Source organism: Nocardia sp. NBC_01388, assembly GCF_045040085.1.
GTDB lineage: Bacteria > Actinomycetota > Actinomycetes > Mycobacteriales > Mycobacteriaceae > Nocardia.
On sequence record NZ_CP109553.1, the window covers coordinates 6,962,924 to 6,979,223 of the forward strand.

Sequence of the window (16,300 nt, forward strand, 5' to 3'; positions counted from 1 at the left end):
AGCTAAATCACGTAGAGGATCGCGCCCGCCACCGCCAGCATCCCGGCCACGCCGAGTGCGATGGCGAGCGGGCGCAGGGTCTTCCAGGTCGAATAGGCCCCGCCGAGCAGAAACCCGGCCAGGGCAAGCAGCACGATTACGCTGACATCTGAGGACACCCGACCCAGTTTGCCTGGTGACTCGGCTCCCGGGTGCGGCGGTATCGGCAATTAACAAGCACGCAGGCTTGATTTTTTTCTGGGGCGATGTGACCCTGTAAGCGACCGCGGCGAAGAGGCTGCGCGAACGCGGTGTGCACAGGGAGGCCCAGTAATGAGTCAGCTCGGCGATGATCCGGAGCTCATTCGGATCGGCAACTGCTCCGGCTTCTACGGGGACCGGATGAGCGCTATGCGCGAGATGCTCGAGGGCGGGGAGCTGGATGTGCTCACCGGCGACTATCTCGCCGAGCTCACCATGCTGATCCTGGGGCGCGATCGTATGAAGGACGCGAACCTGGGTTATGCCAAGACCTTTGTGCGGCAGCTGGAGAACAGCCTCGGGTCGGCCCTCGAATCGGGTGTGCGCATTGTGGCCAATGCCGGTGGGTTGAACCCGGCGGGGCTGGCGCAGCGGGTGCGGGAGGCCGCCGAAAAGCTCGGGCTGGCACCGAAAGTCGCGTACGTGTCCGGTGACGATCTGCTGCCGCGCGCCGCGGAGCTGGGGTTGGGGGCGCCGCTGACGGCCAATGCGTACCTGGGCGCCTGGGGCATCGCCGAATGCCTGAACGCGGGCGCGGACATTGTGGTGACGGGGCGTGTCACCGACGCCGCCCTGGTCGTCGGTCCCGCCGCCGCGCACTTCGGCTGGCAGCGCAGGGATTACGACGCGCTGGCCGGAGCTGTGGTGGCCGGACACGTCATCGAGTGCGGAACACAGGCCACCGGAGGCAATTTCGCCTTCTTCACCGAGATCGCCGATCTGATGCGCCCGGGCTTCCCGATCGCCGAGGTGCGCCGTGACGGCAGCACGGTGATCACCAAGCACGCGGGCACCGGCGGCGCGGTCACCGTGGACACGGTGGAAGCGCAGCTCATGTACGAGATCCAGAGCGCGCGCTACGCCGGACCGGATGTGACCACCCGGCTCGACAGCATCGCGCTCACGCAGGAGGGACCGGATCGGGTCCTCATCAGCGGTGTGCGGGGTGAAGCGCCGCCGCCGCGAACCAAGGTGTCGCTCAACACCATCGGCGGTTTCCGCAACGAGATGGAATTCATTCTCACCGGCCTCGATATCGAGGCGAAGGTCGAACTGGTGCAGCGGCAGCTGGAAGCCTGGCTGCCGGTGCGCCCGGCGGAGCTGGACTGGACGCTCGCGCGCCTGGACCGCCCCGATGCCGAGACCGAGGAGCAGGCCAGCGCGTTGCTGCGCTGCGTGGTGCGCGATCCGGACCCGAACAAGGTCGGCCGCGGATTCTCCGCCGTGGCAGTGGAATTGGCGCTGGCCAGCTATGCGGGCTTCTCGCTGACCACACTGCCCGGCAATGGCTCGCCCTACGGCGTGTTCAGCCCCGGATACGTGGATGCGAAGGACGTTCCGCACCTCGCGACGCTGCCCGACGGCAGCACGGTGGACATCGCCCCGGCGGGGGAGACCCTGGAACTGGCCGAGGTTCCGGAACCGGCACTGCCGCAGCTACTTCCGCAGGGCGAGACCCGCCGCGTGCCGCTCGGCACCCTCGCGCTGGCGCGCAGTGGCGACAAGGGCGGCAATGCCAATATCGGCGTCTGGGTGCGCACCGACGAGCAGTGGCGCTGGCTGGTGCACGCGCTCACCGTCGACGAGCTGCGCCTGCTGCTGCCGGAAACCGCGAAAATGCCCATCACCCGGCACGTACTGCCGAATCTGCGCGCGATCAATTTCATTGTCGAGGGCCTGCTCGGCGCGGGTGTGGCCTATCAGGCGCGCTTCGATCCGCAGGCCAAGGGGCTCGGGGAATGGCTGCGAGCCCGGCACATCGAGATACCTGTGGAGCTTCTGGCATGAGCGGTCAGGGCCCGAAGGAGGCAGCCTGCGTAACCACGCAGGGCCCCCGAGCATGCCGAAAGGACACAGCATGACCTACGTGAACCAGTGGGAGACGCCCGAGCGGCGCGAATTGCGCGCCACCGTGCGCGGATTCACCGAGCGCGAGGTGCTGCCGTACCTGAACGACTGGGAGCGGGACGGTCTGCTCCCGCGTGAGCTGCACAAGAAGGCCGGTGCGCTGGGCCTGCTCGGCATCCAGTTCCCGGAGTCCGCGGGCGGTGCCAGCGGCGATCCCATCGACGCGGCGATCGTATGCGAGGAAATGCACTACGCCGGTGGCTCGGGCGGCCTGTTCGCCTCGCTGTTCACCTGCGGTATCGCGGTGCCGCACATTATCGCCTCGGGCAATGCCGAGCACATCGAGCGCTGGGTGAAGCCGACCCTCGCGGGCGAGCTGATCGGCTCGCTGGCCATTACCGAGCCCGGCGGCGGCTCCGATGTCGGGCACCTCACCACCAGTGCGGTCCGCGACGGCGACGAGTTCATTGTCAACGGCGCGAAGACCTTCATCACCTCCGGCGTGCGCGCCGACTATGTGGTGACGGCCGTGCGCACGGGAGGCAAAGGCGCGGCAGGGGTTTCGCTGCTCGTGGTGGAAAAGGGCACGCCCGGATTCACCGTCAGCCGCAAGCTGGACAAGATGGGCTGGCTCTGCTCCGACACGGCGGAACTGTCGTATGTGGATGTGCGCGTACCGGTCTCGAATCTGGTCGGCCCGGAAAACTCCGGATTCGCCCAGATCGCCAATGCTTTCGTGAGCGAGCGGGTCGGCCTGGCCACCCAGTCCTACGCGCACGCGCAGCGCTGCCTGGACCTCACCCTGGCCTGGTGCCGCGACCGCGAGACCTTCGGCCGCCCGCTCATCAGCCGCCAGGCCGTGCAGAACACGCTGTCGGAGATGGCCCGCCGCATCGATGTGGCCCGGGTGTACTCCCGGCATGTGGCCGAGCGGGCCGCGAGCGGTGAGACCGATCTGATCGCCGAGGTGTGCTTCGCCAAGAACACCGCGGTGGAGACGGCCGAATGGGTGGCCCACCAGGCCGTGCAGCTGTTCGGCGGGCTCGGCTACATGCGTGAGTCCGAAGTCGAGCGCCAGTACCGGGACGTGCGCATTCTCGGCATCGGCGGCGGCACCAACGAGATCCTGACCGCCCTGGCGGCAAAGCGATTGGGGTTCCAGTCTTGAGTATTCTGCGCACCTCCGTAGACCCGAAGTCGGCGGACTATCAGGCCGCCGCCGAGGCGATGACGGCCAAACTCGACGAGGTCGAGGCCGAGTACGAGAAGAACATCGCCGGCGGCGGGCCGGACAAGATGGCGCGGCATCGCAAGCGCGGCAAGCTGACCGCGCGCGAGCGCATCGAACTGCTGCTCGATGAGGATTCGCCGTTCCTGGAGCTGGCGCCGCTCGCCGCGTGGGGCAGCGATTTCCATGTCGGCGCCAGCGTCATCGCGGGCATCGGCATTGTCGAAGGCGTCGAATGCATGATCGTGGCGCCCGATCCGACCGTGCGCGGCGGCACCTCGAATCCGTGGACGCTGCGGAAGAACCTGCGCATGAACGATATCGCGCTGGAGAACCGCCTGCCGGTCATCGGCCTGGTGGAGTCCGGTGGCGCGGATCTGCCCACGCAGAAAGAGGTCTTCGTCCCGGGCGGCCGGATGTTCCGCGACCTGACCCGGTTATCGGCGGCCGGAATCCCCACCATCGCACTGGTTTTCGGCAATTCGACCGCCGGTGGCGCGTACATCCCCGGCATGTCCGACTACACCGTGATGATCAAGGATCGCTCCAAGGTATTCCTCGGTGGTCCGCCGCTGGTGAAGATGGCCACCGGTGAGGAGTCCGACGACGAATCGCTGGGCGGCGCCGAAATGCACGCTCGCGTCTCGGGTTTGGCGGACTACCTGGCCGTCGACGAGCAGGACGCGATTCGCCTCGGTCGCTCGATCATCCGCCGGTTGAACTGGGAGAAGAAGGGCCCGGCCCCGCGCGCGATCACCGAGGTGATCGAACCGCTGTACAGCCAGGAGGAGCTGGTCGGCATCGTGCCGGGCGACCTCAAGATCCCGTTCGACCCCCGCGAGGTCATCGCCCGCGTGGTGGACGGTTCCGATTTCGACGAGTTCAAGCCGCTCTACGGCTCCAGCCTCGTCACGGGATGGGCTGAGCTGCACGGTTATCCGGTCGGCATTCTGGCCAATGCCCGCGGCGTGCTCTTCTCGGAGGAGGCGCAGAAGGCGGCGCAGTTCATCCAGCTGGCCAATCAGAAGAACACCCCGCTGCTGTTTCTGCACAACACCACCGGCTACATGGTCGGCAAGGAGTACGAGCAGAAGGGCATCATCAAGCACGGCGCGATGATGATCAATGCGGTGTCCAACTCCAAGGTGCCGCATATTTCGCTGCTCATGGGCGCGTCCTACGGCGCGGGCCACTACGGCATGTGCGGTCGCGCCTACGATCCGCGCTTCGTCTTCGCCTGGCCCAGTGCGAAATCCGCCGTCATGGGCGGTGCGCAGCTGGCCGGTGTCATCTCCATCGTCGGCCGGGCCGCCAATGAGGCGCGCGGCATTCCGTTCGACGAGGCCGCCGATGCCGGTATCCGCGCCATGATCGAGGCGCAGATCGAGGCCGAATCGCTACCCATGTTCATGTCGGGCCGCCTCTACGACGACGGCGTCATCGACCCCCGCGATACCCGCACGGTATTGGGAATGGCCTTGTCCGCCATCCACAATGCCCCGATCAAGGGCGCCGAGGGCTTCGGCGTCTTCCGAATGTGAGTGCGGTTATGGACATTACGAACGTTCTGGTCGCCAATCGTGGTGAGATCGCGCGCCGAGTATTCGCCACCTGCCGTCGCATGGGAATCGCCACCACCGCGGTGTATTCGGACGCCGATGCCGCCGCACCGCATGTGGCCGAAGCCGATGCGGCCATCCGGCTGCCGGGCAACACCCCGGCCGAGACCTACCTGCGCGGCGATCTGATCATCGAAGCCGCCCGGGCAGCGGGAGCCGACGCCATTCACCCCGGCTACGGATTCCTTTCGGAGAACGCCGAATTCGCGCGCGCAGTCCTGGACGCGGGCCTGACCTGGATCGGGCCGCCGGTCGAGGCCATCGAGCAGATGGGCTCCAAGGTCGAGTCCAAGAAGATGATCGACGCCGCCGGTGTCCCGGTGCTCGCCGAGCTCGACCCGGCCGAGGTCACCGCGGATATGCTGCCGGTGCTCATCAAGGCCTCCGCCGGCGGCGGCGGTCGCGGTATGCGCGTGGTGCGCGACCTCGCCGAGCTGACCGAGCAGCTGGAAGGCGCACGGCGCGAGGCGGCGTCGGCCTTCGGCGATCCGACCGTGTTCTGTGAGCGCTACCTGGAGACCGGCCGTCATATCGAGGTCCAGGTCATGGCCGATACCCAGGGCACCGTGTGGGCCGTCAGCGAGCGCGAATGCTCCATCCAGCGCCGCCACCAGAAGGTCGTCGAGGAAGCGCCGTCTCCGCTGGTCGAGAAGATCGACGGCATGCGGGCGCGGCTTTTCGAGGCGGCCCGGCTGGCGACCGAGGCCATCGGTTACGAGGGTGCGGGCACCGTCGAATTCCTCGCCGACGAGAAGGGCGACTTCTTCTTCCTGGAGATGAATACCCGTCTGCAGGTGGAACATCCGGTCACCGAACAGGTGACCGGACTGGATTTGGTGCGCCTGCAATTGCAGGTGGCGGCGGGTCGCCCGCTGCCGGCGCAGCAGCCCGCCATGCGCGGCCACTCCATCGAGGTGCGGCTCTATGCCGAGGATCCGGCGCATGACTGGCAGCCGCAGAGCGGTCCGGTGCACAAGCTCGAAATCCCGGGCACCATAGGTGAATTCACCGTGCTGACCGAACCGGGAGTGCGCCTGGACACCGGTGTGGTGGACGGTTCCGTGGTCGGCGTGCACTACGACCCCATGCTCTCGAAGGTCATCTCCTACGCCGACACCCGCGACGAGGCCGCGCACCTGCTGGCATCGGCCTTGCAGCGGGCGAAGATCCACGGCCTGGTCACCAATCGGGACCTGCTGGTGCGGGTGCTGCGGCATCCGGCCTTCCTGGCCGGGGACACCGATACCGCCTTCTTCGCCACGCACGGTCTGGACGTGCTGTCCGCACCGCTGGCCTCGGAGGCCGATGAGGCGCTGTCCATCGTGGCGGCCGCCCTCGCCGATGCCGCCGCGAATCGGCAGGCGGCACGGGTGGTTCGGGGCCTGCCGAGCGGCTGGCGCAATCTGCCGTCGCAGACCCAGTCCAAGTCCTACGAGAGCCGCCTGACCGGTAAGCACGAGGTGCGCTACCGGCTCACCCGCGCCGGTATCGAGGTGGACGGGCATCCCGGACTCGAATTGCTCGAAGCCACACCGGATCTCGTGGTGCTGCAGGTGCCGGGGGAGCGGGGTGCGGTCCGCCGCCGCTTCGAGATCGCCCGCTACGGCGATCTGGTGGCCGTCGATTCCCCGCTCGGCCCGGTGGCGGTGCGCCGCCTGCCGCGTTTCGAGGATCCCGCCGATCAGGTGGCCGAGGGCTCACTGCTCGCACCCATGCCCGGCGCCGTCATTCGCGTCGCGGCGGAAGCGGGCGGCCGGGTCGAGAAGGGCCAGCCGATCCTGTGGCTGGAGGCGATGAAGATGGAGCACACCATCTCCGCCCCCGTCACCGGAATTCTCACCGAATTGAACGTCACCACCGGCCAGCAGGTCGAGGTCGGCACCGTACTGGCCGTGGTCCAGGCCGACAGCGAAGATCAGGAGTAGGCAATGAGTTTCGTGGAAACCGACGAACAGAAGGCGCTGCGCGCCGCGGTAGCTCAGCTGGCCGCCAAGTACAACTTCCGCGATTACGCCGGACCCAAGGCCCGCAAGGGTGAGCCGTTCGACGAATTGTGGGACGAGGCGGGCAAACTCGGCTTCCTCGGCGTGAACCTGCCGGAGGAGTACGGCGGTGGCGGCGCGGGCATCTACGAGCTGGCGCTGGTGCAGGAGGAACTGGCCGCGCGCGGCTGCGGCCTGCTGCTCATGGTGGTGTCCCCGGCCATCTGCGGCACCATCATCACCAAGTACGGCACCGAGGCGCAGAAGCAGGAGTGGCTGACCAAGCTGGCCGACGGCTCCGGCAAGATGGTATTCGGCATTACCGAGCCGGACGCCGGTTCGAACTCGCACAAGATCACCACCACCGCGCGCCGCGACGGTGAGGACTGGATCGTCAGCGGCCGCAAGATCTTCATCTCCGGTGTGGATCAGGCCGAGGCCGTGCTCATCGTGGCCCGCAGTGAGAATGCCAAGACCGGCAATCTGCAGCCCGCCCTGTTCATCGTGCCGACCGACGCCCCCGGCTTCGTGAAGACGAAGCAGGAGATGGACATCATCGAGCCGGACAATCAGTTCACGCTCTTCCTCGATGATGTGCGCCTGCCCGCCACCGCGCTGGTCGGCAAGGAGGACGCCGCCATCGCGCAGCTGTTCGCCGGACTCAATCCCGAGCGCATCATGGGCGCGGCCATGGCCGTGGGCATGGGCCGCTACGCCATCGACCAGGCCGTCGCCTACGCCAAGGAGCGTTCGGTGTGGAAGGGTGTGCCGATCGGTGCGCACCAGGGTATTTCGCATCCGCTGGCCCAGGTGAAGATCGAACTGGAGCTGGCCAAGCTGATGATGCAGAAGGCCGCGCACCTCTACGACGCCGGTGACGAATTCGGTGCGGCCGAGGCGGCCAATATGTCGAAATACGCTGCGGCGGAAGCCAGTATCAAGGCGCTCGATCAGTCCATCCAGACGCACGGCGGGGCGGGCCTGACCTCCGATGTCGGCCTGGCGGGCATGCTCGCAGCCTCGCGCATCGCCCGGGTCGCCCCGGTCAGCCGCGAGATGATCCTCAACTTCGTCGCGCAGCATTCGCTCGGTTTGCCCCGGTCGTACTGAGCCGCAACGATATTCGAGAAGCCAGGAGATCTCATGAGTGACACCGCTCCCGACGCGCCGTTCGTGCGCTACGAGGTGCAGGACGGGTTCGCCGTGCTCACCCTCGATTCCCCGCACAATCGCAATGCGCTCTCGTCCCGGCTGGTGACCGAGCTGCTACAGGGGCTCGGCCGGGCGGCCGAGGACACCGAGGTGCGCGGGGTGGTGCTCACTCATACCGGCAATACCTTCTGTGCCGGTGCGGATCTACGCGAGGCCATCGACGCCGACCCGTCGGCGGCCGCCGAGATCCGGACCGGCTGGATGGTGCAGGTGCTGCGCCGCATCCTGGAACTGCCCAAGCCGGTGCTCGCCCGGATCGACGGCAATGTGCGCGCGGGCGGTATGGGCATCGTCGCCGCCTGCGATATCGCGGTCGCGGGTCGCGGCAGCAGTTTCGCGCTCACCGAGGCGCGATTGGGGCTGGCCCCGTTCGTGATTTCGCTGACGTTGCTGCCGCGCCTGACCTCCCGTGCCGCCGCCCGGTACTTCCAGACCGGTGAGACCTTCGACGCCGCGGAGGCCGAACGCACCGGACTCATCACCATTGCCGCGGACGATCCGATTGCCGAGGTGAATCAGCTGGTCAGCGCGCTGCGCAAGGGTTCCCCGCAGGGCCTGGCCGAGAGCAAGCGGCTCACCACCGCGGCCACGCTGCGCGAGTTCGACGGCTATGCCGACACTCTGGCCAAACGCTCCGGCAGCTTCTTCGGCACCGCCGAGGTGATCGAGGGCATGACGGCCTTCTTCGAGCGCCGCCCGCCGAGCTGGGCACAATAGCCACCATGGCTACACCCCACGAACCCAAGCAGGACCGCAGCCGGGCCACCCGGCAGCGGCTGCTGGAGGCGACCATCGACTGCCTGGCCGAAACCGGCTGGGCAGCGGCGACGGTCGCCGTGGTCGCCGAAAGGGCCGGGGTGTCACGCGGCGCGGCACAGCATCATTTCCCGACTCGGGAGGATCTGATCACCGCCGCCCTCGAGTACATGTTCGACACCCGCATGGCCCAGTCGCTGGCCGATTCCAAGGCCATCGGCGAGGTGGCCGCGGGTGTGGGTCGCACCGAAGCCGTGGTGACCGCGCTGGTCGAAGGCTTCACCACGCCGCTGTTCAAGGCCGCCCTCCAGGTGTGGACACATGCGGCCGCCGATCCCGCGCTGCGGGAGCGCATCGTGCCGCTCGAGGCCCGCTTCGGCCGCGTCTCACATCGCATGGCGGTGGAGGCGCTCGGCGTGGACGACTCCGATCCCGTTGCGCACCACCTGGTTCAGGCCACCCTCGACCTCGCCCGCGGTCTCGGGCTCGCCGATGTGCTGACCGACGACTCCCTGCGCCGCAAGGAGATCGTCCAGCAGTGGGCCGCCACACTCCACACCGCACTCGCTGCCACCCAGCACTGACTGCGAATCCATACTCGGGACCACCCCCGTCATCCCGGCATGCGTTTGGCCGGGATCCACGCATGCTGGTCGGAAGTCCGGGGTAGATCCCGGCCGAAAACGCGCCGGGATGACAGGGGTGCAGGGGCGTCGCACCGGCGGTGACGGCAACCACGATTGCCGTAACGCGTGCTGCGAATCACCACTGAACTGCGACGATACGTGAAATGCATCATTGTTGGGCGATTGTCCAGTGGCATACGTTGGGCTAACTCTGAACCCGATCCTCGAAGGACAATGCTGTGCCCATCATCGATCTCGGCTCTGCCGCACTGAATCTCGCGAATGTTGTCACCAGCATCGCGTCCAACATCACGTACCTGCTGCACTCGTGGGGCCTCGCCTGATTCGGATGCCTCACCGGTGGTAATACATCACTGGCGATAGACAGCAGAACGCCCGGCGCCACAGGTGCCGGGCGTTCTGCTGTCCCCTGGCTGCCGGTCCGACCCGGCTGCGAGGCTTTACTGCGGTGTCGCGGTCTTCGGTGCGGTCAGGTCGTAGAGGGTTACCCCGTCCACCTGCTTCGCGGTGAAGTTCGCCTGCACCCACTGGGAGATTTCGGAACTCGCATTGCTGCCGCCGGTCCCGGCGGTGCCGCCGCGGCCGCCGCCACCGTCACCACTGCTGATGAAGTAGTGGATCTCGCCGCCCGCGACATCCTGCTGGAACTGCTGCAGCGTCGGCGACGGATCGCTGCCGTTGAAGCCGCCGATCGGCATGACCGGCAGCTGCGTGGCCAGCTGGAAGCCGGCGGCGCTATTGGAGCCGATGGCCGCGGCCACCCAGGTGTAGGAGTCGCCGTTCGCCGCCAGCAGGGCGGTGACCTGCGCACTAGGCTTACTGGCCATCATGAGCCCGCCTGCCGCGCCACCCATGCGATCGCCGCCGCCCCAGCCCGCTGCCCCGGGACCTTGGCCCGCGCCCGCTCCCTGACCTGTGCCTGGTGCCTGGCTTCCGCCGGGTGCCTGGCCCGCACCCGGTCCGGCATTGTTGCGGTGATTGCCACCGCCCGCGTTCGGGCCGTGATTGCCGCCGCCACCCTGTCGCGGTCCGCCGAAGCCACCGAAGCCGCCGCGTACCGCCGGTCCGGCACTCGGGATCGGCCCCTCGTGTCCGGTCGCGAGGGTATCCACGGTGTAGGCGAGCGGTCCGGCGAGGCCGATGAGCACCGCGGCACTCGCCGCGACCAGCGACAGCTTGCGCGGCAGCGGGATCAGCAGCGCCACCGTGGCGGCGATTCCGGCGATCAGCACCGTCCAGCGCAACCACGGCTGGAAGGATTCGGTGCGGGAGAGCAGCATCCACGACGTCGCCACGGTCAGTCCCAGCGCCAGCGCCAATGTCGCACGCACCCAGGACTTTTCGCGCTCACCCCAGAGCTGCGCCACCCCGATGCCGATCAGCGCCGCCACCGCCGGGGCCAATGCCACCGTGTAGTACTGGTGGAAAATGCCCTTCATGAAGCTGAAGACCAGTCCGGTGGTGAGCAGCCAGCCGCCCCACATGATCAGTGCGGCGCGCTTCTGATCGGTGCGAGCGAGCCTGCCGCGCAGGACGAGTCCGGCGACCAGCAGCACCAGCGCCGCCGGAATGAGCCAGGCGATCTGCCCGCCCTGTGCGGGCTGGAACAGCCGGGCGATACCGGTTTCGCCCCACATGCCGTGCCCGCCACCCGGGCCGCCGCCTCCGGTGCTGCCGGTCTCATCGCCATTGAGGCGGCCGAGGCCGTTGTAGCCGAAGGTCAGTTCGAGAATCGAATTGTGCTGGGAGCCACCGAAGTACGGGTGGTCGTCATCCGGCCACAGTTCCGCGATGAGCAGCCACCAGCCCGCGCCCGCCACCATGGCCGCGCCCGCGGTGCACAGCTGCGCGATGCGCTTGCCGAGCTTGGGCGGGCCGGCGATGAGATAGGCCAGCGCCAGCGGGGGCACCACCAGCAGCACCTGCAGCTGTTTGGTCAGGAAGCCGAGGCCGAGGAACACTCCGGCGGAAAGCAGCCAGCGCCACCGCCCGTCCTCCACTGCCCGGGTCATGGCCCAGGTGCCGGCGACCATGAGCAGCACCAGCAGTGCGTCCGGATTGTTGAACCGGAACATCAGTGCCGCAACGGGAGTCACGGCCAGGACCAGTCCGGCCAGCAGCCCGGCGACCGGGCCGAAGCTCCGGCGTACGGTCGCCCACAGCAGCGCCACCGAGGCCACGCCGATGAGCGCCTGCGGCAGCAGCACGCTCCAGTAGTGCAGTCCGAAGATTCGCACCGAGATTTCCATCGGCCACAGCGACAGCGGGGTCTTGTCCACCGTGATGGAGTTCGCGCCGTCGGAGGAGCCGAAGAAGAAGGCCTTCCAGGACACCGAACCCGCCTGCACCGCAGCGGCATAGAACGAATTCGCCCAGCCGTTGACCGACAGGTTCTGCAGATACGCGATAGCGGTCCCGATCAGCAGCACCGCCAGCGCCGGGTACTCCCAGCGCCGGTTGCGCGTCTGTACGGGGGGAACGTCGGGAGCGATCGGCCGGGGATCGGCCAGTGTCGCCGTCACGGGCGGATCCCGGTCACGGTCGCCCGGTGCGGCGAGGCGCCGGCCTGGCGAAACACCCAGCGCAGACCCACGAATCGGATCAGCGTGGCCAGCAGGTTGGCAATGACCAGCACCGCAAGTTCCAGATGCACGGCGGAGTCCGGAGCCCAGTGATGCAGGGCGAAGAGCGATCCGCTGGTGAGGAACAGGCCGATGCCGAACAGCAGCAGACCTTGCAGTTGATGCGATACCGCCTGGGTCGCGCCGCGCACACCGAAGGTGAAGGTGCGGTTGGCCGCGGTGTTCGCTACGGCGGTGATGAGCAGTGCCAGGAAGTTGGCGACCTGTGCGCCCGTGAATGATTGCAACAGCACGTACAGCAGCATGTAGGCGAGCGTGGAGCCGATGCCGACGATGCCGAAGCGCACCAGCTGTCCGACCATGCCCAGCGGAACCCCCTCCATGAGCGGTTCCCGGCCGATGGCCGCGCGCAGTTCGGCGATGGGCAGGCGCCCGCTGCCCAGTGCGCGCCCGACGCGCCACACGCCCTGCAGATCCTTGCGGGCGGTGTCGATGATGTCGACGCTGCTGTCCGGATCGTCGATCCAGTCCACCGGCACCTCGTGGATGCGTAGCCCGATGCGCTCGGCCAGCACCAGTAGCTCGGTGTCGAAGAACCATTCGCCGTCCTCCACCAGCGGCAGCACCATGCGGGCCACCTGGGCGCGCATGGCCTTGAAACCGCACTGCGCATCGGAGAACTTGGCCTGCAGCGAGGTGCGCAGGATGAGGTTGTAGCAGCGCGAGATGAATTCGCGCTTGGGTCCGCGGACCACCCGTGAGGAGGCGGCGAGCCGGGTGCCGATGGCCAGATCCGAATGTCCGGAGACCAGCGGCGCCACCAGCGGCAGCAGTGCGTTCAGATCGGTCGAGAGATCGACGTCCATATACGCGACGACCTGTGCGTCGGAGCCCTGCCAGACCTCCCGCAGCGCCCGCCCGCGGCCCTTGCGATCGAGATGCACCACGCGCACCCCTTCGAGCTGGTCGGCGAGATGGTTCGCGACCTGCAGGGTGGAATCGGTGGATGCGTTGTCGGCGATGGTGATTCGCGCCGTGAACGGAAAATTGTCATTGAGAAACGCGTGCAGCCGCAGCACACACGGCCCGAGGTCGGCTTCCTCGTTGTAGACGGGAACGACCACATCCACGACGGGCGTGGTCACGGACTCTACTGGTTCCGCCGCCCGGACGGCGGTCACGGTCTCCGACATGATCACTACGCTCGCCGACCCCGCTGGGCCGGGACTGCGGCAGAGCTGGGAAGTTCCTGGGAGCAAGTAGCTGTTTGTTCGCGCTCACGTGCTATTGATCAGCTATCGCAGGCGGCGGCCCGGGGGATAGCCGGCGCAAGATCCACGAAAATATCGCGCACGTGCTGGTGAACAATAGGAAGTCGCCGACTGCGGCTCGGCGATCGACGTGGCCGGCGAGTTTGCATCACATTCGCCGGGGTGATCTCGCATCCCAGCTATCGAGCCTCGGATACCGTCCTGCGAGCCGGGCGTGTCGTGGGCCGGACCTACCCGACCCCGCCCCTCGGTGCCGGACGACCCGATGGCCGTGGGTCGTCCGGCGATCAGCAAGGTTTAGCCGCTGAGGGAACCGAGCAGGTTGGTGAGCGAGCTGCCCGAGGAGGTGCCCTGGGTGACGGTCACATTCACCGGACCGGGCTCGGGGGTCGCGGCGGACAGGTAGCCGATGGCGACCCAGAGTGAGTGCGCGCCAACGGTGTTCGGGGTCCAGTTCACCGAGATCTGCTGGTGCGCGCTGGTGGTGAAGCCGTCGGCGATCTTGACCCGGTTGCTCGGGTCGTTGTTGACGTTGTCGTAGACGCTGTAGCTGGCGCCGGTGAACTGGCTGCCGTCGAAGGACAGCTGGTAGGTCTGGCCCGTCTGGTAGGCGGAGCCGGACAGGGTGAGGCCGTTGTTGGTGATGTCGGCGGCCGCGAACGGAGCGGCCAGCGCGACGGTGGCGGTCAGGGCTGCGATGCCCGCCGTGACCGCGCCGATGCGGTGGGCCTTGGTGTTCTTCATGATCCGAAACGTTATCTGTTCAGATCGGACCCCAACAAGACCGAAAACTAGGGTCTGGCATCGCCGGAAGTGAGCACTGCCGCTGTTACTGCGGACCCGTGTGCAGTCGCCACAGCGGGGAGACCGGGCCGTGGCCCGCGCCCAGATCGTAGGAGGCCTCGAGGCAGCGGAAGGTCCACTCCTTGGCGAAGGCCACCGCGTCCGGCACCGAATAGCCGTGTGCGAGGGCGCAGGTGGTGGCGGCCGCGAGGGTGTCACCGCCGCCGTGGTCATTGCCGGTGGTCAGGCGCGGGGCGGGGAGCTCGTGGAAGGTGTCGCCGTCGAAGAGCAGATCGGTGCTCATATCGGAGGTGCGCAGGTGCCCGCCCTTGACGATGGCCCACTGCGCGCCGAGTGCGTGCAGGGCCTCGGCGGCCTTGCGGGCGGTGACCTCGTCGACGACCTCGATACCGGTGAGCAGTCGCACCTCGTCGAGATTGGGGGTGACGAGGGTGGCGAGCGGAATGAGCGTGTGCCGCAGCGCGTCCAGGGCTTCGGCGTGCAGCAGTGGATCGCCGTGCATGGAGGCCGCGACCGGGTCCACCACCAGCGGAATGCCGCCGTTGCGGCCGATGCCGACCTCCTGGCAGACCGCCGCGACCGCCTCGATGATGGCGGTGGAGGCCAGCATGCCGGTTTTGGCGGCGCCGATGCCGATATCGCCGACCACGGTGCGCACCTGGCCCGCCACGATCTCCGGCGGGATCTCGTGGAAACCGCTGACGCCCAGCGTGTTCTGCACGGTGACCGCGGCGACCGCCACGCACGCATGGACGCCGCACAGCGCCATGGTGCGGGAGTCGGCCTGAATTCCGGCGCCGCCGCCGGAGTCGGTGCCCGCGATGGTGAGTGCGCGGACGGGTGTCTGCCCGTTGGGGGAGAGCGGCAGGAGTTTCACGACACCGACCCTACTTTTCTCGCTACCCGGCATGGGAGACCCCACCCCGTCGCTGTTAATGAAAACCATTATCATTATCTGATGACTTCAGACCGAGAACCCGCCAAACTGCCCGTGACCGTGCTCTCCGGCTTCCTCGGCGCGGGTAAGACGACCCTGCTCAACCACATCCTGGCCAATCGAGAGGGCCGCCGGGTGGCGGTCATCGTCAATGACATGAGCGAGGTGAATATCGACGCGGCGCTGGTCGCCGGCCAGGGGCATCTGGACCGCACGCAGGAGAAGCTCGTCGAGCTCACCAACGGCTGCATCTGCTGCACCCTGCGCGAGGACCTCATCGAATCGGTGGGTCAGCTGGCCCGCGAGGGCCGTTTCGATCAGCTGATCATCGAATCCACCGGCATCTCCGAACCCATGCCGGTGGCCGCCACCTTCGAATGGGAATTCGAGGACGGTTTCACCCTCGGCGAGCTGGCCCGGCTCGACACCATGGTGACCGTGGTGGACGCCTCCACCTTCCTCTCCGAGGTGGTGCAGGGGCAGGCGCTTGCGGAGCGGAATCTGCAAGCGGGCGAAGGGGATGCGCGAACGATTGCCGATCTGCTGGTGGATCAGGTCGAGTTCGCGAACGTCCTGGTGCTCAACAAGACCGATCTGGTGAGCGCGAAAGCCGTTGGCACCGTGGAGGCTACGATCCGGCGGCTGAATCCGGCCGCGCGCATCGTGCACGCCTCGCACGGTGTGGTCGACTTGGCCGAGGTGCTCGGCACCGGTCTCTACAACCCGGATATCGCCGCCCAGTTCGAGGGCTGGGACTCCGAGCTCGCGGGCGGGCACACCCCGGAGACCGAGGAATACGGGATCAGCAGCATCACCTTCACCGCCGATCGGCCGTTCCATCCCGAACGCCTGGACGCCGCTCTGGCGCAACTGCATCGGCTGTTGCGCAGCAAGGGCTTCTTCTGGCTCGCCAGCCGGCCGGATATGGCGGCCATCTGGTCGCAAGCCGGCCCCAATCTGACCTTCGAGGCGGGGGCGTACTGGTCCGCGCTGGAGATGCACCCCGGTCAGGAAATCGTTTTCATCGGGGTGAAGCTGGATCGCCCGCATGTGCGGGACCTGCTCTACTCCGCACTGCTCACCGACGCCGAAATGGAATCCGGGCGGCAGGCCTGGCTCGGCTTCCGCGATCCCTTCCCGTCCTGGGGCCCGGCTCACGAGCACGCCTGAGACG

The 16,300-nt window shown here is 67.5% G+C and carries 13 protein-coding genes; 8 read left to right on the forward strand and 5 right to left on the reverse strand.

Annotation, left to right across the window (positions count from 1 at the left end; all coding sequences use genetic code 11):
- Positions 1-2: 2 nt before the first annotated feature.
- Complete coding sequence (locus OG716_RS33290) at positions 3-158, reverse strand: hypothetical protein (RefSeq protein WP_405134374.1); 156 nt, start codon at positions 156-158, stop codon at positions 3-5.
- A 154-nt stretch (positions 159-312) separates the two neighbouring features.
- On the opposite strand from OG716_RS33290, the gene OG716_RS33295 reads away from it, so the two are divergent.
- The 7 genes from OG716_RS33295 (at position 313) to OG716_RS33325 (ending at position 9,469) form a co-directional block, all read left to right on the forward strand.
- Positions 313-2,028: an acyclic terpene utilization AtuA family protein gene (locus OG716_RS33295; RefSeq protein ID WP_405134375.1), complete on the forward strand. Its 1,716-nt coding sequence runs from the start codon at positions 313-315 to the stop codon at positions 2,026-2,028.
- 79 nt (positions 2,029-2,107) lie between these two features.
- Entirely contained in the window at positions 2,108-3,256 is a 1,149-nt protein-coding gene (locus tag OG716_RS33300; protein ID WP_355130768.1) for an acyl-CoA dehydrogenase family protein, read from the forward strand.
- Positions 3,253-4,857, forward strand: coding sequence for a carboxyl transferase domain-containing protein (locus tag OG716_RS33305; RefSeq protein WP_327142622.1), 1,605 nt, complete (start codon positions 3,253-3,255; stop codon positions 4,855-4,857). Before OG716_RS33300 ends, OG716_RS33305 begins: the two co-directional genes overlap by 4 nt.
- Before the next feature lie 8 nt (positions 4,858-4,865).
- Entirely contained in the window at positions 4,866-6,860 is a 1,995-nt protein-coding gene (locus tag OG716_RS33310; RefSeq protein WP_405134376.1) for an acetyl/propionyl/methylcrotonyl-CoA carboxylase subunit alpha, read from the forward strand.
- 3 nt (positions 6,861-6,863) lie between these two features.
- A complete protein-coding gene (locus tag OG716_RS33315; protein ID WP_405134377.1) occupies positions 6,864-8,027 on the forward strand; it encodes an acyl-CoA dehydrogenase family protein in 1,164 nt (387 codons plus the stop codon).
- A gap of 33 nt (positions 8,028-8,060) precedes the next feature.
- Complete coding sequence (locus OG716_RS33320; RefSeq protein ID WP_405134378.1) at positions 8,061-8,846, forward strand: enoyl-CoA hydratase family protein; 786 nt, start codon at positions 8,061-8,063, stop codon at positions 8,844-8,846.
- 5 nt (positions 8,847-8,851) lie between these two features.
- Positions 8,852-9,469 (forward strand): TetR/AcrR family transcriptional regulator, encoded by a 618-nt coding sequence (locus OG716_RS33325; protein WP_327142618.1) that lies wholly within the window; start codon positions 8,852-8,854, stop codon positions 9,467-9,469.
- A gap of 503 nt (positions 9,470-9,972) precedes the next feature.
- Here the strand turns inward: OG716_RS33325 and OG716_RS33330 are convergent.
- From OG716_RS33330 to thiD, 4 genes are all read right to left on the reverse strand, one after another.
- Positions 9,973-12,054, reverse strand: coding sequence for a glycosyltransferase family 39 protein (locus OG716_RS33330; RefSeq protein WP_405134379.1), 2,082 nt, complete (start codon positions 12,052-12,054; stop codon positions 9,973-9,975).
- Complete coding sequence (locus OG716_RS33335; RefSeq protein ID WP_405134380.1) at positions 12,051-13,307, reverse strand: glycosyltransferase; 1,257 nt, start codon at positions 13,305-13,307, stop codon at positions 12,051-12,053. Before OG716_RS33335 ends, OG716_RS33330 begins: the two co-directional genes overlap by 4 nt.
- Positions 13,308-13,682: 375 nt before the next feature.
- Positions 13,683-14,129 (reverse strand): hypothetical protein, encoded by a 447-nt coding sequence (locus tag OG716_RS33340; protein ID WP_355130734.1) that lies wholly within the window; start codon positions 14,127-14,129, stop codon positions 13,683-13,685.
- 85 nt (positions 14,130-14,214) lie between these two features.
- Positions 14,215-15,066, reverse strand: a complete 852-nt coding sequence (gene thiD / locus OG716_RS33345) for a bifunctional hydroxymethylpyrimidine kinase/phosphomethylpyrimidine kinase (RefSeq protein ID WP_355130736.1) — start codon at positions 15,064-15,066, stop codon at positions 14,215-14,217.
- Positions 15,067-15,147: 81 nt separating this feature from the next.
- On the opposite strand from thiD, the gene OG716_RS33350 reads away from it, so the two are divergent.
- The gene (locus tag OG716_RS33350; protein WP_405134381.1) at positions 15,148-16,296 is read left to right on the forward strand and encodes a GTP-binding protein; all 1,149 of its coding nucleotides are present in this window, start codon (positions 15,148-15,150) and stop codon (positions 16,294-16,296) included.
- Positions 16,297-16,300: the final 4 nt, after the last annotated feature.

Bases quoted from the DNA above. Each gene is read 5' to 3' on its own strand.
- OG716_RS33295 (WP_405134375.1), top strand. From the start codon at position 313: ATGAGTCAGCTCGGCGATGATCCGGAGCTCATTCGGATCGGCAACTGC.
- OG716_RS33310 (WP_405134376.1), top strand. From the start codon at position 4,866: ATGGACATTACGAACGTTCTGGTCGCCAATCGTGGTGAGATCGCGCGC.
- OG716_RS33315 (WP_405134377.1), top strand. From the start codon at position 6,864: ATGAGTTTCGTGGAAACCGACGAACAGAAGGCGCTGCGCGCCGCGGTA.
- OG716_RS33320 (WP_405134378.1), top strand. From the start codon at position 8,061: ATGAGTGACACCGCTCCCGACGCGCCGTTCGTGCGCTACGAGGTGCAG.
- OG716_RS33325 (WP_327142618.1), top strand. From the start codon at position 8,852: ATGGCTACACCCCACGAACCCAAGCAGGACCGCAGCCGGGCCACCCGG.
- OG716_RS33335 (WP_405134380.1), bottom strand. From the start codon at position 13,307: ATGTCGGAGACCGTGACCGCCGTCCGGGCGGCGGAACCAGTAGAGTCC.
- OG716_RS33340 (WP_355130734.1), bottom strand. From the start codon at position 14,129: ATGAAGAACACCAAGGCCCACCGCATCGGCGCGGTCACGGCGGGCATC.
- OG716_RS33350 (WP_405134381.1), top strand. From the start codon at position 15,148: ATGACTTCAGACCGAGAACCCGCCAAACTGCCCGTGACCGTGCTCTCC.